Origin of the sequence: Streptomyces odontotermitis, from assembly GCF_050510915.1 — a bacterium.
Classification (GTDB): domain Bacteria; phylum Actinomycetota; class Actinomycetes; order Streptomycetales; family Streptomycetaceae; genus Streptomyces.
In genome coordinates, this window is sequence record NZ_JBNJLS010000007.1 from 249,224 (window position 1) to 263,441 (window position 14,218).

The following is a 14,218-nucleotide window of genomic DNA, read 5'->3' on the forward strand; positions in this document are numbered from 1 at the left end:
TGGCTCTGGCCCAGATTCTGGTCCTCGGCGCCCGTGGGTGCGTTGGGTTCGTTCACGCCGAAAATGTAGCGCGCGAATTTATATAAGTTGCTTATGCTGTTCTCGCGGGGGACGAACCGTCGACGCGAGGAGACAGACCCATGACTGTGCGCATTGGCATCAACGGCTTCGGGCGGATCGGCCGCAACGTCCTGCGGGCGGCGGCCGCCCGGGGCGCGGACCTGGAGATCGTCGCGGTCAACGACCTCGGGGACGTGGCGACGATGGCCCATCTCCTCGCCTACGACTCGGTCCTGGGCCGCTTCCCGGGCGAGGTGGTGGCCGGTCCCGACGGGATCCGCGTCGGGGAGGTCACCGTCCGGGTCCTCGCCGAGCGCGACCCGGGCGCGCTGCCGTGGGGCGACCTGGGCGTGGACGTCGTCATCGAGTCCACCGGCATCTTCACGGACGCCGCGCGGGCCCGCGCCCACGTCGACCGGGGCGGCGCGAAGAAAGTCATCATCGCCGCCCCGGCCAGCGGCGAGGACGTCACGGTCGTGCTCGGCGTGAACGAGGACGCGTACGACCCGGAGCGGCACACGATCATCTCCAACGCCTCCTGCACGACCAACTGCCTGGGCGTCCTGGCCAAGGTGCTGCACGAGGCCGTCGGCATCGACTCCGGCATGATGACCACCGTCCACGCCTACACCCAGGACCAGAACCTCCAGGACGCCCCGCACAAGGACCTGCGCCGCGCCCGCGCCGCCGCCCTCAACATCGCGCCCACCTCCAGCGGCGCCGCCAAGGCCATCGGCCTGGTCCTGCCCGAACTCCAGGGCCGCCTCGACGCGTTCGCGCTCCGCGTGCCCGTGCCCACCGGCTCGGTCACCGACCTGACGGTCACGACGAGCCGCCGTACCACCGTCGAGGAGGTCAAGGAGGCGTACGCGAAGGCCGCCGCGGGTCCGTACCAGGGGCTCCTCTCCTACACCGAGGCGCCCCTGGTCAGCACGGACATCGCGGGCGACCCCGCATCGTGCGTCTTCGACGCCGAACTCACCCGCGTCCTCGGCCCGCAGGTCAAGGTCGTCGGCTGGTACGACAACGAGTGGGGCTACTCGAACCGGCTCATCGACCTGGCCCTGATGGTCGGCGCGTCGCTGTAGCCGGTTCACCGCGTCAGCCGAACTTCACGGAGCTGATCTTGTTGTCGAAGCCGACGGCGGCCAGATCGGGGACGTCGCCGCCCACGACCTTGGACTCGCCGGTGCAGTGGGGCCCGGACCAGATCTTCAGGGAGCCGTCGGCGGTGAGCGACGAGGTCACCTTCGGGCGGGCGAGGTTCTGGCAGCCCGGACCGGCGACGCCCTGGGAGGGGCCGTTGTCGGAGAAGTTGGCGTCATCGAAGAGGACGGCGCTGGTGGCCGGGGTGCCGCCGCCCTGTTGCCCGCCCCCGGTCGTGCCGCCGCCCTGCTGCCCGCCCCCGGTCGTGCCGCCGCCCTGCTGCCCCGACTTCTTGCCGTCGGGCGTGACGCCGAACCATGTGCCGCCCACGCCCTGGCCGTTGGTGTCGCCGGGCTTGAGGTCCTTGCTGAAGCGGTAGACGGGCCAGCCGCCGACGGTGACCTGGTGGGTGCCGTCCGCGCGGGTGATCACGCCGACGTCCTGGGGCCTGACGCCGTCGACGAAGATCTTGCCGCCCGGGTTCACCAGGACCGGGGGCCAGGTGGTGGCGCAGGCGCCGTTGCAGTTGGACCTGGAGGGGGAGGCGGTGTCCTTGTCGAAGCGGTAGAGCGTGAAACCGGAGCCGTTGACCACGACGGGGTCGAGGTCGCCGGCCCGGCCCGCGGAGAGCTGGACCCAGGAGCGCTGGACCGGCTGGGCGGCGGGCTTGCCGGGGGCGTTGGCCCAGTCGCCGGTCTTCTTCGGGGCGTCGTTCTGCCGCGCGGTGCCGGACTTCAGACTCAGGTCCATCGAGCCGTTCTTGCCCTGCCCGCCCGGAGCCGGGGACGAGGTGGACGGTGACGACGGTGCGGAGTCGGCCTTGTCGTCGGACCCGCCGCTGCCGCACGCGGACAGTGCCAGGACACCCGCCGCCGCGGCGGCGGCCAGCAGGGTGGTGGTCGAACGAGAGGTGCTGCGCATCGCAATCTCCTTGAGTCGTAAGCCGGTTGGGAGCTTTCGAAGCCGGAGTACGAGGGGAGGGCGCCGGGATCCTCAGGCCGTTCGAGACCGAGACCAAACCGAGACATTGTCTAATGAGTGATGAAGTCCGGGAGTTGACCTCTTGGGTGCGGAGGCGTCCCGGAGCCGGGTGGGCGGAAACGCAGGTGCGGCCAGGTCACCCCGTGAACCATGCTGGGGCGATGGATCAAGTGCGGGAGATCGTGGCCCTGGTGGAGCGCGCGCTGGGGCCCACGGCCATCGGCACGTATCTCCACGGATCCGCCGTCCTGGGCGCCGGACTCAGACCGGCCAGCGACATCGACGTCCTGACGGTCACGCGGCGACCCCTCGCCGGCCAGGAGCGGAAGGCGCTGCTCGACGGGCTGCTGCCCCTCTCCGGCGCGGGCGCGCAGGGCGGCCTCCGCCCCGTCGAACTCATCGTCGTCGTCCAGTCCGACGTCCGCCCCTGGCGCTACCCGCCGACCGCCGACTTCCTCTACGGGGAGTGGCTGCGCGCGCAGTACGAGGCGGGCGAGGTCCCGCGCAGGGAGCCGATGCCGGACCTGGCCCTGCTGCTCACGACGGTGCTCTCCGGCGGCCACGCGCTCAGCGGCCCGCCCCCGGTCCACGTCCTGGACCCCGTGCCGCACGAGGACGTGGTACAGGCCGCCGTGGCGGGCATCCCGGACCTGCTCGGCGACGTCGACGACGACACCCGCAACGTCGTACTCACCCTCGCGCGCATCTGGACCACCCTCGCCACCGGCGAGATCCGGACGAAGGACGCCGCGGCCGACTGGGCCCTCGCCCACCTGCCCCCGGAACACCGCCCCGTCCTGGAGCACGCCAGGGACCTCTACCTCAACTACCGCTACAGCGAAGAGAGGTGGAGCACGGAACAGCGGGAACAGGTCGGCCCGCACGTGGACGCGGTGCTCGCGGAGATCGTCAGGACTTCAAGAGGAACCGATACGTCCCCTTGAGTTCCTGACCTCAACGCCTCACCGCGTCGCAGTCACCGTCAATGTCTGCGCCGACGACGACCGCACGGGTCCCGTCTCGGCCGTCACCGTGCCGCGGTCCGACGTGAGCCCGAGTGCCAGGCCGCTGTAGCGGTTCACCAGGCGGTACCGGCCCGTCGCGTGGCCCTTCGCGTCGGTGGTGGGGATGACGAACCACTGCTGTCCCACCGTCGGGCCGCCCGACGGTGCCGCCGTGAGCGCCGTCTTCGCGCCCCAGGCCCGGCCCGCCTTCGACCGGCCGTCGACCCCGAGGAGCTTTCCGCTCACGGCGTCGGCGATCCGGTACGAGCCGTCGCCGTTGGGTTTGAAGGACCAGGACCTGGCGAGGGTCCGTCCGGCGCCGCTGCCGATCCGGTACGTCTTTGCCGGGTCGAAAGCGGGCTTCGCGCCCCCGCCCGTGGCCCCCGCCTTGTCGATCGTGATGTTCGCGTACTCGCCGTCCCCGTGGGCGCACTCGATCGAGCAGTACGAACGGAACGTCTTGCCGACGATCGTGGAGTTCGTCTTGTTCGCGCCGTCCAGGAACCAGCGGTACCAGGAGTTCGAGGTGTAGCTGCCCGTGTCACCCGCCAGGCGCCACTTCTGCGTGGAGAGGTCGTCCGTCACGTAGTACTGCTGCGGCGCCTTGCCGTTCACGGTCTCCGGTGCGCCGATGTACTGGCCGAGGTAGGCGTCGTAGGCGATGTTCATGACGAACAGCGGTGACTTCGGGGGGAGTTCGCCCGCCGCGATCTGCTGGGCGACACTGCCCGGGTTCGCGGGGTCGTAGTCGCCCTCGACCGGGGTGTAGCCCGTGTCGCCCGGCTCGTTCGCCGGGACCATGTTGCTCTCCTTGCCGCCCACACCGGGCTGCGACCAGGCGCCGTCGTACCACTTCTCCCACGAGTCCGGCGCCATCTTCTTCGCGATCGGCGCGCGGGCCACATGGGCGAGGCTGTCCTCCCAGTTGCCGCCCTTCGCCACGATCCGCGAGCCGTAGTACACGTAGAAGTAGCCGGAGGCCGCGTCGACGAAGAGCCGCTGGTCGCCGTCCCCGTACGAGTACGTCTCGTGCGGGAACTGCCCGGTGTCGCCGCGCTTCGTGCTGTACGGGGACGTGATCACGTGGTCCTTGACGGTCCACGTCCTGCCCTGGTCCGTGGAGACCGCGTAGTCGATCGCGTCGTAGTGGATGCCGTCGCCGAAGGGCTGCGGCGTGAACTCGTTGTGGACCAGGCCGTACCAGTCACCGGAGTCCGGATCGACCCAGACCCCGGACAGGTCGCAGTAGTTCTTCTGCGCGTAGCCCGAACCGGCGGGCGCCGCCGTCGCCTTGAGACCGGTGGGGCTGTTGTTGCAGCGCCACGTCGTGTCGTTGTTGCGGTCCTTGTCGTTCGCGGGGTTCACCGCGTCACTGATCGCGCTCGACCGCTTGGCGTCGTCGAAGTCCTTGCCGGTGAAGAAGTCCCAGTAGCGCGGGTCGTCCTTGCCGTAGAGCGCGGCGGACTGCTGGAAGTAGAACGTGCCGTCCTTGTCGGTGTACGGGCTCGCCGGGGTGTCGGTGGGGTGGGCGTAGCTGCCCGTCGAGCCGACCGAGACGGTGTATCCGGGGGCGGCCCCGCCCGCGCGGTCGGCCTGCGGCGTGGAGGCGGGCGCGGCCTGGGCCAGCGCTCCGCCGGTCAGGGCCAGTGCCACGGCGGCGAGGGACGGGACGACTCTTCGGAAGCGGGCCACGGCAGCTCCAGGGTCGGACGGGTGGGGGGAGTGGAGGGCAGTTCCCGCCGCCCCGACGGCACGGGACGACAGGAACCGCCGCGCAGCAGCGTGCCCCCGCCCGCCCCGCGCCGACATGGACTTCCGCGCGGGCCCGATGGACTTTTGGGGCCCCGCCGTGCGCGTGCCGTCGACCGGGCGGGCGTCCCGCGGCCATCATGCTGTCCGCGCCCGCCGCACCTTCCCCGTCTTCCCCCGCGGCGGGCCGCGAGTTCCGTCCGCTCCTCCGCACGCAGCGAGACCCCCACACGTAGCGCGAATCAGAGGAGAACCCCCATGTCAGTACGTAGCTCCCGCAGATCCCTGCTCCGTCACGGCTTCGCGGTCGCGGCCGCCGGTCTCCTTGCGGTGACCTCCCCGGCCGCGGCCTCCGCGTCCGTCGGCGGCGGCAACGTGTCCGTCAGCTGGTCCATCGGCAACACCCCGGCCGCGGGCCTGAGCAACATCACCTTCCCCCTGACCGTCAACAAGGCCACGGCCCACCAGAGCGGCATCTACTTCGCCCAGCAGTTCGGCTTCACCGGCGCGCCCGACGTCGGCTACACCGGCCTCCAGCCCCGCCCGGACAGCGGCGGCCACGAGCGCCTGTCCGCCCGCTTCTCCAGCTTCGTCGCGGGCTCCACCACCACCGACCCGCTCTGCCACGAGGGCGCCGACGGCGGCCCCGGCGTCACCTGTGCCGTCGACTTCGACGCGGTCTACGGCCACCGCTACGACCTCCGCGTCCAGCGCAGCGGCAGCGACACCTGGACCGGCACGGCACGCGACACGGTCACCGGCAAGGAGACCCACCTGGGTACGTGGACGCTCCCCTCGGGCAGCGGAAACCTCCGCGGCTCCCAGGGAGGCTTCGTCGAGTACTACGCGGGGATCCCCAGCTGCGCACAGATGCCCAGGTCGGACGCCGTCTTCGGCGGACCCACAAGCACCGACGCGGGCGGGCTCGGCGGCACCTCGCGGGCCAACTACGAGTACAGCGACTGCGTGGGCGAGTCCAACTACCACGCGGAGAACGACGGTTCGGGCACGCACGTGACCCGCGGCTTCGTCTCCTGACCCGCGCGACCGCCCACCCGGCCCGGGCGGGCGGTCCCGCCCGGGTCATCCGTACGGGGCAGCGCCGCGCGCCGGGGCACCCCGCCGTCCCTACGGTGGGGGTGTGGATGCCCCCGAAACCGCAACTGCGAGCGCCCCGCCGGCCCCGGCCGCCGCGCCCTCCGGCGCCGCCTACCGCAACCTGGTGGTGGCGACGATCGGCTTCGCGCTCACGTTCTGGGCCTGGGACCTGATCGCCCCGCTGGCCACGGACTACAAGGACCGGCTCGGGCTCAGCTCCTTCCAGCAGTCGCTGCTGGTCGCCGTGCCCGTGATCGTCGGCTCCCTGGGCCGGGTCCCGGTGGGCGCGCTCACCGACCGCTACGGCGCCCGGCTGATGTTCCCGGTCGTGGCGGCGCTCACCATCGTCCCCGTCCTGCTGCTGATCCCGGTCAAGAACAGCTACCCGCTGATGCTGGTCGTCGGGTTCTTCCTGGGGCTCGGCGGCACCACGTTCGCGATCGGCATCCCGCTGGTCAACTCCTGGTTCCCGCCCGCCAAGCGCGGCCTCGCCCTCGGCGTCTTCGGCATGGGCATGGGCGGCGTCGCGCTCTCCGGCTACTTCACGCCGCGCATCGCCAAGCACGGCGACAACCTCCCGTTCCTGGTGGTGGCCGTCGCGCTCGCCGCGTTCGCCGTGCTCGGCGCCCTCCTCATCACCGACCGCCCCGACCGGCCGGTGCCCACCGCCTCGCTCGGCACCCGGCTCGGCCAGGCCGGGCGGCTGCGCGTGACGTGGGAGCTGTCCGTCCTGTATGCGATCGGCTTCGGCGGGATCGTCGCGTTCGGCGTCTATCTGCCCACCTACCTCAAGACCTGGTACGCGCTCTCGCCCACCGACGCCGGCACCAAGGCGGCCGGGTTCGCCCTGGTCACCGTGGTGTTCCGGCCCATCGGCGGCTGGCTCTCGGACCGCATCCACCCCGCCCTCGTGACAGCGGCCGCCCTCGCCGTGGTCGCCCTGCTCGCCATCGTCCAGGCATTCGACCCGGGCCTGAACCCGGTCGGCACGATCTCGCTCCTGGTCATGGCCGCCGGGCTCGGCACCGCGAGCGGCAGCGTCTTCGCGCTGGTCTCCCAGGTCACCCCGCAGCGCCAGGTCGGCAGCGTCACCGGCATCGTGGGCGCGGTGGGCGGCCTCGGCGGCTTCGTCCCGCCGCTGGTCATGGGCGCGATCTACAGCGCCAAGGACTCGTACTCGATCGGCTTCATGCTCCTGTCCGACCTCGCGCTGGCCGGCTGCGTGTACGCGTACGGGCGGATGCGCAACGTCCGTGCGGACAGCGACGGCTGACCTTCTTCACCGACCCGTCCGGCGGCGCGCCCGCGCTCACCGGACCTGATGCACCCAGGCGTTGAGGAGCAGCACGGCGAGGACCGCGAGCACCAGGGAGACCGGCACCGGCCACCAGCGGCGCCGACTCCCGTATGCTGCAAGCCCGTTGACCCGGTCGACGGCGACGAGTCCGCGCAGGATCCCGAGCGCCGCCACCACCACGGGCACCGCGACCAGGGCGTGCACGATCCACGCGCCCACGAGCGTGGGTCCTCCCCACGAGTGCTGGTAGTCGTGCGCGTCCACCAGGGGATACAGCAGCCCGTTCACCGTGGCCTGGCCCGCGAGCAGTGCGAGGGTCCAGGCGAAGAGGCCCAGTAGGATCCCGCAGCCGACGCGCACCGCGAGACCTCTGCGGGGCGCGCCCGCCGGTCCGTGCCCGGATCCCAGCCTCCGGACGGACGCGGGAAGGAGCGCAAGTCCCTTCCCCGCCTCCCGCCATGCGGGCCTGCCCATGAGCCGGGAAGCGACGGAGGGAGTGGTGGTGCGGTGCGCCTCGCGGCGCTGTGCGGTAGCCATGCCCCACAGCGAACCAGCGTGGCTCCCTTGATCCCAGGGGGGTAGCCATCGGATCGCGTACGGGTTTTCCCCCAGGCGTTCCCGAGGCGTTCCCGAGGCGCTCCCGAGGCGTTCCCGAGGCGTTCCCAAGGCATCCCCAGGTACCCCCCCCCTGTGCCGGGCTGGCCTCCGCCCGGTTTCAGGAAGTGAACGAGTGGCGCGACGGGAGAGCGGTCTCCCTTTCGGCGCCGCTCAGTGAGAGGTGTCTGAGCATGACGCGCCGTCAAAAGGCGTAGCAGTGCGTTCACTTCGTATTGACACGGTCGTGCCAGGGCCGGAACACTCCGAGTTGGGAGAGCGCTCTCCAGCAACCCCCCTCAGTCCGTTCCGACTTGCCAGGAGACTTCCATGGCACGGAGACCGAAGACCTTCTCAGGGTTCCTGATCACCGGCGCGCTGCTGGTCACCTCGCTCGGTGTGGGCGGGATGGCGATGAGCGCCAACGCCGCGCCCGGCAGCGTGAGTTCGGCGCCGAACGGTACGGCGCACACAACGCACCAGGGCCACACCATGGCGCCCTCCACGGTCGCCGCCGCGGACGACGCCGACGGCGACGGCTACGTTCCGGCGCCCGATCCGGTCACCGGCGTCGAGCCGTCCGTCAAGGAGCCGCCCCACCGCTACTTCCACGAGTTCCAGGCCAACTGCGCGGTGACGCACACGAAGCCGGACGACCCCATCGTCTATCCCGGGCAGCCGGGCAAGTCCCACGACCACACCTTCATGGGCAACACGACCACCGACGCCCACAGCACCGTGGACTCCCTCGACAAGGGCTCCACCACCTGCAAGGCCCCCGGTGACAAGTCGGGTTACTGGATGCCCACGATGTTCAAGGGCGACAAGCCCGTGCTCCCGGTCGGCGTCCAGACCATCTACTACAAGGCCGGCGTCACCGACTACACGAGTGTGCGGCCCTTCCCGAAGGGGCTCCGGTTCGTCGTCGGGAGCCCCCTGCAGTCCGCGCAGGAGTTCCGCGACCACCCGGGCTTCGTCGAGGGGTGGGAGTGCGGCACGAGCTACTTCAACGTGGAGTTCCCCAAGGACTGTCCCACCACGCCGGACACCCAGGTCAACATCCGCTTCCAGGCGCCCAGTTGCTGGGACGGGAAGAATCTCGACACCCCCGACCACAAGAGCCACATGGCCTACCCCGTCGTGAAGCAGGGCACGAACGACAACATCTGCCCCGCCGACCACCCGGTCGCCCTGCCGATGGTCGAGTTCAAGATGGCCTTCCCCGTCAACGGCGACCTCTCCCAGGTCAGACTGGCCAGCGGCCCCAGCTACTCGTTCCACTACGACTTCTTCAACGCGTGGGACGACGCGACGCTCAAGGCGCTGGTGGACCACTGCGTCGTCGGCGGACTGCAGTGCAACGCGCGCGGTTACGACGAGACGCACCCCGAGGCGGGCGCGGCACTCGACGAGAACTACGAGCTGCCGCGCTCGTCCGCGCCTCGGTAGCCGTCAGCCGTCAGCCGTCGGCTGGCAGCCCCGCACATCCCCACCCGTACAACTCACTCCCGTACGCCCAAAGGACCCCCCATCGCCATGACCAGACCCCGTACCACCCCATGCCGTACCACCCCACGCCGCATCGCCGCCCCCCTCGCCGCGGGCCTCCTCGCAGCCGGAGCGCTGTCCGTGCCCGCGGCCCAGGCGCACGCCGCGGGGAGCGTCGTCGAAGTCACCGGTTCGCAAGGCGACTGGCAGCTGTCAGTCGACGGGAAGCCGTACGAGATCAAGGGGCTGACCTGGGGCCCGTCCGTCGCCGACGCCGAGAAGTACCTGCCCGACCTCCGGTCCATGGGCGTGAACACCATCCGGACGTGGGGCACCGACGGCACCAGCAAGCCGCTGTTCGACGCTGCGGCCGCCCACGGCGTCAAGGTCATCGCGGGCTTCTGGCTGCAGCCCGGCGGCGGGCCCGGCAGCGGCGGCTGCGTCAACTACCTGACCGACACCGACTACAAGAACAAGATGCTCGACGAGTTCCCCAAGTGGGTGCAGACGTACAAGGGCAACCCCGGCGTCCTCATGTGGAACGTCGGCAACGAGTCCGTGCTCGGGCTGCAGAACTGCTACACGGGCGCCGAGTTGGAGAAGCAGCGCGATGCCTACACCACCTTCGTCAACGACATCGCGAAGAAGATCCACAGCGTCGACCCCGACCACCCCGTCACGTCCACCGACGCGTGGACCGGCGCCTGGCCCTACTACAAGAAGAACGCGCCCGACCTCGACCTGTACGCCGTGAACTCCTACAAGGCGGTGTGCGACATCAAGTCGACCTGGGAGCAAGGGGGTTACACCAAGCCGTACATCGTCACGGAGACCGGCCCCGCGGGGGAGTGGGAGGTCGACGACGACGCCAACGGCGTGCCCCAGGAACCCACCGACCGCGCCAAGGCCGAGGGCTACGCCAAGGCGTGGAACTGCGTCACCGGCCACAAGGGCGTCGCCCTCGGCGCGACGATGTTCCACTACGGCACCGAGGGCGACTTCGGGGGCGTCTGGTTCAACCTGCTGCCCGCGGGCCAGAAGCGCCTGTCGTACTACGCCGTGAAGAAGGCGTACGGCGCCGACACCGCGCACGACAACACCCCGCCGGTCATCACGGAGTTGGGCGTCGACGGCGACGCGGGGCAGGTGCCCGCGGGCCGTGACCTCACCCTCACGGCCAAGGTCACCGACCCGGACGGCGACGTGCTCTCGTACGAGGTCCTCGGCAACTCCATGTACATCGACAAGGCGAAGGAGCTGAAGCCCCTGCCCTTCACCGACCAGGGCTCCGGCCGCCTCAAGGTGACCGCGCCAGACCGCACCGGGGTGTGGAAGATCTACGTCAAGGTGACGGACGGCAAGGGCAACGTGGGCGTGGAGACCCGGTCGGTGCGCGTGGTGGCGCCGCCCGTCGACGGCACCGACCTCGCGCTCGGCAAGACCGCGACGGCCTCCTCCTCCCAGGCGGGCGGCGGCGACTGCCCGTGCACCGCGGCCGGCGCCGTCGACGGCAAGCCGACCACCCGGTGGGCCAGCGACTGGAGCGACCCGCAGTGGCTCCAGGTCGACCTCGGCTCCCGCCAGTCGTTCCGGCACGTCCAGCTCAACTGGGAGACCTCGTACGCGAAGGCGTACACGATCCAGACCTCCGACGACGGGCAGACCTGGCGCACCGTCCACGAGGTGACCGACGGCAACGGCGGCATCGACGACTTCGACGCGAACGGCACCGGCCGCTACGTCCGCGTCCACGGCACCGCGCGCGGCACCGGATGGGGCTACTCCCTCTACGAGTTCGGCGTCTACGGCTGACCGTCCGTCCACAACTGGCCTTGCCGCGACCGTTCCTGACGGCGGCACCCTCAGCGACCGGGGGTGCCGCCCGCGCCGTCCCGCAGCCCGCCCCGACCCACGGAGGTCCCGAACCCCCATGACCCTGACCGGACGTGAACGCACCCACCCGGACACCCTCATCGACCAGCTGCCGCCCGGCTTCCGCTTCGGCGCCGCCACCTCGGCCTTCCAGATCGAGGGGGCGGCGGCCGAGGACGGGCGCACGGACTCCATCTGGGACACCTTCTGCCGGGTGCCCGGCGCGGTCGAGGGCGGCGACACCGCCGACGTGGCGTGCGACCACTACCACCGGATGCCCGCGGACGTACGCCTCCTCGCGGACCTGGGCCTGGACACGTACCGCTTCTCCGTGGCCTGGCCGCGCGTCCAGCCCGGCGGCCGCGGCCCCGCGGGCGCCGCCGGTCTCGACTTCTACGACCGGCTCGTCGACGAGACGCTCGGCCGCGGCGTCACCCCCTGGCTCACCCTCTACCACTGGGATCTGCCGCAGGAGCTGGAGGACGCCGGGGGCTGGCCGGCCCGCGACACCGCCTGCCGCTTCGCGGACTACGCGGAGCTGGTGCACGCACGCCTCGGCGACCGCGTCACGCACTGGACGACCCTCAACGAACCCTTCTGCTCCGCGGTGCTCGGCTACGTGGAGGGCGTCCACGCGCCGGGCCGCCGCTCGCTCGCCGACGGCGTGCGCGCGGTGCACCATCTGCACCTGGCGCACGGTCTCGCGGTGCGGCGGCTGCGGGCCGCCGCCCGGCGCCCCCTGGACATCGCCGTCACGCACCTGCTCGGCACCAGCCGTCCGGCAACCGACTCGGAGGCGGACCGGGAGGCCGCGCGCCGGGCCGACGCCTTCGGCTTCCGCTGCTACCTGGACCCCGTGCTGCGCGGCCGCTACCCGGCAGACCTGCTGCGCGACCTGGCCGCCCGGGGCATCGAGATCCCCGTGCGGGACGGCGATCTCGACGTCATCGCCGAGCCCATCGACACACTGGGCGTCAACTACTACCGCTCGATGCGCTTCTCGGGCGTCGACGCGTACGGGGCGGCCGTCGGCGCTGACGGCGCGCCGGTGACCCGGGGGCTGCCGCACGGCGGGCTGCCCGTGACGGGCATCGGCTGGGAGGTCATGCCGCACGACCTCACCGAGCTCCTGCTGCGCATCGCCCGTGAGTATCCGGGCGTCCCGACCGTCGTCACCGAGAGCGGCGCCGCCTACGAGGACCGGCCGGACGAGGACGGCTTCGTCGACGACCGGGAGCGCACCGTCTATCTGGCCGCGCACCTGGCGGCGGTCGCCGAGGCATGGGCTCAAGGGGCGGATGTGCGCGGCTACTTCGCCTGGTCGCTCCTCGACAACTTCGAGTGGGCCTACGGCCGCGGCCAGCGCTTCGGCCTGGTCCGGGTCGACTACGCCACCCAGGCGCGCACGCCCAAGCGCAGCGCGCTGTGGCTGCGCGACACGGCGCTGCGGGTGCGCGGGGCGGGTGGCGCGGGCGGCGTCAGGTGACGGCGCGGCCGTCCAGGGCCGTGCGCCACGGGGGCACCCGGGTCTCGGGGGCGGGGGAGGGGCGGTGGCCGCCGCGGGCGAAGAAGCCGGCGAGCGGCAGCATGGCCGCGCCGACGGTGACCGCGTCCGGGCCCAGCGTGCCGAGGGCCAGGGTGACGCGCGCGGCCGGGTAGGTCAGGGCGTACTTCGTGATGTGGGTGCGCACCGAGGCGAGGAAGCGCTCGCCGAGCTGGAGCCCGGCCCAGCCGCCGACGAGGATGCGCTCCGGCTGGAACAGGTTGATGAGGTCGGCGAGCCCGGCGCCGAGGTACTCGGCGGTCTCCTCCAGGACGGTGAGCGCCGTGGGGTCCGCCGCGCGCGCGTCCTGCGGGTAGGCGGCGGCCAGCATCGCCGTGAGCGCGCCCTCCTCGCCGGCGCCCGGTGGCAGTCCGCCGCCCGCCTCCTGCCACCGTTCGAGGAGCGCCTCGGCGCCCGCGTACGCCTCCAGGCAGCCCAGCGCCCCGCAGCGGCAGGCCCGCCCGCGCACCCGGACGGTGAGGTGCCCCCACTCGACGGCCCGCCCGCGCGCCACGTCCCCCGCCACCACGCACGCGCCGACCCCGGACCCGAACAGCACGACGACGGCGCTGCGCACCCCGCGCCCGGCGCCGAACCACATCTCTGCCTGGCCGAGCGTCTTGGCGCCGTTGTCGATGAAGTACGGGATGTGGGCGGGGAGTTGGACGGTCTCGCGCAGAAGGGACTCCAGCGGGACGGCGTCCCAGCCGATGGTCTGGCCGTGCACGACGGCGCCGCTGCTGCCGCCGTTGCCCTTGCTGCCGCCGCCGCTGCTTCCGTTGCTGCCGTCGCTGTCGCTCTCGGTGTCGCGCGCGACGATGCCGGGGACGCCGACGCCCACGCCGAGCAGCCGCTCGGGCCCGGCCCCGGCCGTCGCGAGGACCTCGGTGATGCCCTCGCCGATGTAGCGGGCGATGTCGGCGGCGGCGTGGCCCGCGCGGACCAACGGGCGCTCTGTGCGGGCGAGTTCGGTCAGGGAGAGGTCGAGGAGCTCGACGCGGACGCGGGTCTCGCCGACGTCGACGCCGATCAGCTGCCCGTATCCGGGGGAGATGCGCAGCAGCGTGCGCGGGCGACCGCCGACGGAGCCGACGCTGCCCGCCTCCTCGACGAGGCCGTCGGCGGCGAGTTCGGCGGCGACGTTGCTGATGGATCCTGAACTCAGCCCCAGGGCCGGGCCCAGTTCCTGGCGGCTCATCGGGCCGTTGAAATACAACTGTTGCAACAGCGCGGCGCGATTCTCCCGCCGCAGGTCGTGCACCGTGCGCCCGTTCCGCCGCCCGGTCATATGGCTCCTCCCCGCCCGCTGCCTGGCATCAACTCCTGCGTGATGCCTTGACGTTACCCTTCCTTGCGGTTTAACTCACGTCCTAAATTAAGTCATGA

10 protein-coding genes and 1 pseudogene are annotated in these 14,218 nt (G+C 71.7%); 7 read left to right on the forward strand and 4 right to left on the reverse strand.

Going from position 1 to position 14,218, the window contains the following annotated elements; genetic code table 11:
• Positions 1-140 precede the first annotated feature (140 nt).
• Positions 141-1,148, forward strand: a complete 1,008-nt coding sequence (gene gap / locus ACQB60_RS22080; protein ID WP_496927781.1) for a type I glyceraldehyde-3-phosphate dehydrogenase — start codon at positions 141-143, stop codon at positions 1,146-1,148.
• 13 nt (positions 1,149-1,161) lie between these two features.
• Here the strand turns inward: gap and ACQB60_RS22085 are convergent, their stop codons facing one another.
• Entirely contained in the window at positions 1,162-2,127 is a 966-nt protein-coding gene (locus ACQB60_RS22085; protein ID WP_496927782.1) for a COG4315 family predicted lipoprotein, read from the reverse strand.
• 221 nt (positions 2,128-2,348) lie between these two features.
• On the opposite strand from ACQB60_RS22085, the gene ACQB60_RS22090 reads away from it, so the two are divergent.
• Positions 2,349-3,131 carry an aminoglycoside adenylyltransferase family protein gene (locus ACQB60_RS22090; RefSeq protein ID WP_496927783.1) on the forward strand — a complete coding sequence of 261 codons (783 nt, stop codon included), beginning with the start codon at positions 2,349-2,351 and terminating at the stop codon, positions 3,129-3,131.
• 57 nt (positions 3,132-3,188) lie between these two features.
• Here the strand turns inward: ACQB60_RS22090 and ACQB60_RS22095 are convergent.
• Positions 3,189-4,883: pseudogene (locus tag ACQB60_RS22095) on the reverse strand (RICIN domain-containing protein); the annotation flags it as partial.
• A gap of 315 nt (positions 4,884-5,198) precedes the next feature.
• Between ACQB60_RS22095 and ACQB60_RS22100 the strand changes: the two are divergent.
• Together ACQB60_RS22100 and ACQB60_RS22105 are read left to right on the forward strand one after the other, a co-directional pair.
• Positions 5,199-5,978 carry a hypothetical protein gene (locus tag ACQB60_RS22100; RefSeq protein WP_496927784.1) on the forward strand — a complete coding sequence of 260 codons (780 nt, stop codon included), beginning with the start codon at positions 5,199-5,201 and terminating at the stop codon, positions 5,976-5,978.
• A 103-nt stretch (positions 5,979-6,081) separates the two neighbouring features.
• Entirely contained in the window at positions 6,082-7,311 is a 1,230-nt protein-coding gene (locus tag ACQB60_RS22105; RefSeq protein ID WP_496927785.1) for an MFS transporter, read from the forward strand.
• Between the two features lie 36 nt (positions 7,312-7,347).
• On the opposite strand, the gene ACQB60_RS22110 is transcribed toward ACQB60_RS22105, so the two are convergent.
• Positions 7,348-7,872, reverse strand: a complete 525-nt coding sequence (locus ACQB60_RS22110) for a hypothetical protein (protein WP_496927786.1) — start codon at positions 7,870-7,872, stop codon at positions 7,348-7,350.
• A gap of 387 nt (positions 7,873-8,259) precedes the next feature.
• Here ACQB60_RS22110 and ACQB60_RS22115 point away from each other — a divergent pair, with 387 nt between their 5' ends.
• The 3 genes from ACQB60_RS22115 to ACQB60_RS22125 all read left to right on the forward strand — a co-directional run bounded on the left by ACQB60_RS22115 (position 8,260) and on the right by ACQB60_RS22125 (position 12,775).
• Positions 8,260-9,378, forward strand: a complete 1,119-nt coding sequence (locus ACQB60_RS22115) for a DUF1996 domain-containing protein (protein WP_496927787.1) — start codon at positions 8,260-8,262, stop codon at positions 9,376-9,378.
• An 87-nt stretch (positions 9,379-9,465) separates the two neighbouring features.
• Positions 9,466-11,229 carry a discoidin domain-containing protein gene (locus ACQB60_RS22120; protein WP_496927788.1) on the forward strand — a complete coding sequence of 588 codons (1,764 nt, stop codon included), beginning with the start codon at positions 9,466-9,468 and terminating at the stop codon, positions 11,227-11,229.
• A 118-nt stretch (positions 11,230-11,347) separates the two neighbouring features.
• Positions 11,348-12,775: a GH1 family beta-glucosidase gene (locus tag ACQB60_RS22125; RefSeq protein ID WP_496927789.1), complete on the forward strand. Its 1,428-nt coding sequence runs from the start codon at positions 11,348-11,350 to the stop codon at positions 12,773-12,775.
• On the opposite strand, the gene ACQB60_RS22130 is transcribed toward ACQB60_RS22125, so the two are convergent.
• Positions 12,768-14,120 (reverse strand): ROK family transcriptional regulator, encoded by a 1,353-nt coding sequence (locus ACQB60_RS22130; protein WP_496927790.1) that lies wholly within the window; start codon positions 14,118-14,120, stop codon positions 12,768-12,770. The two genes, ACQB60_RS22125 and ACQB60_RS22130, sit on opposite strands and share 8 nt — an antisense overlap.
• Positions 14,121-14,218 lie beyond the last annotated feature (98 nt).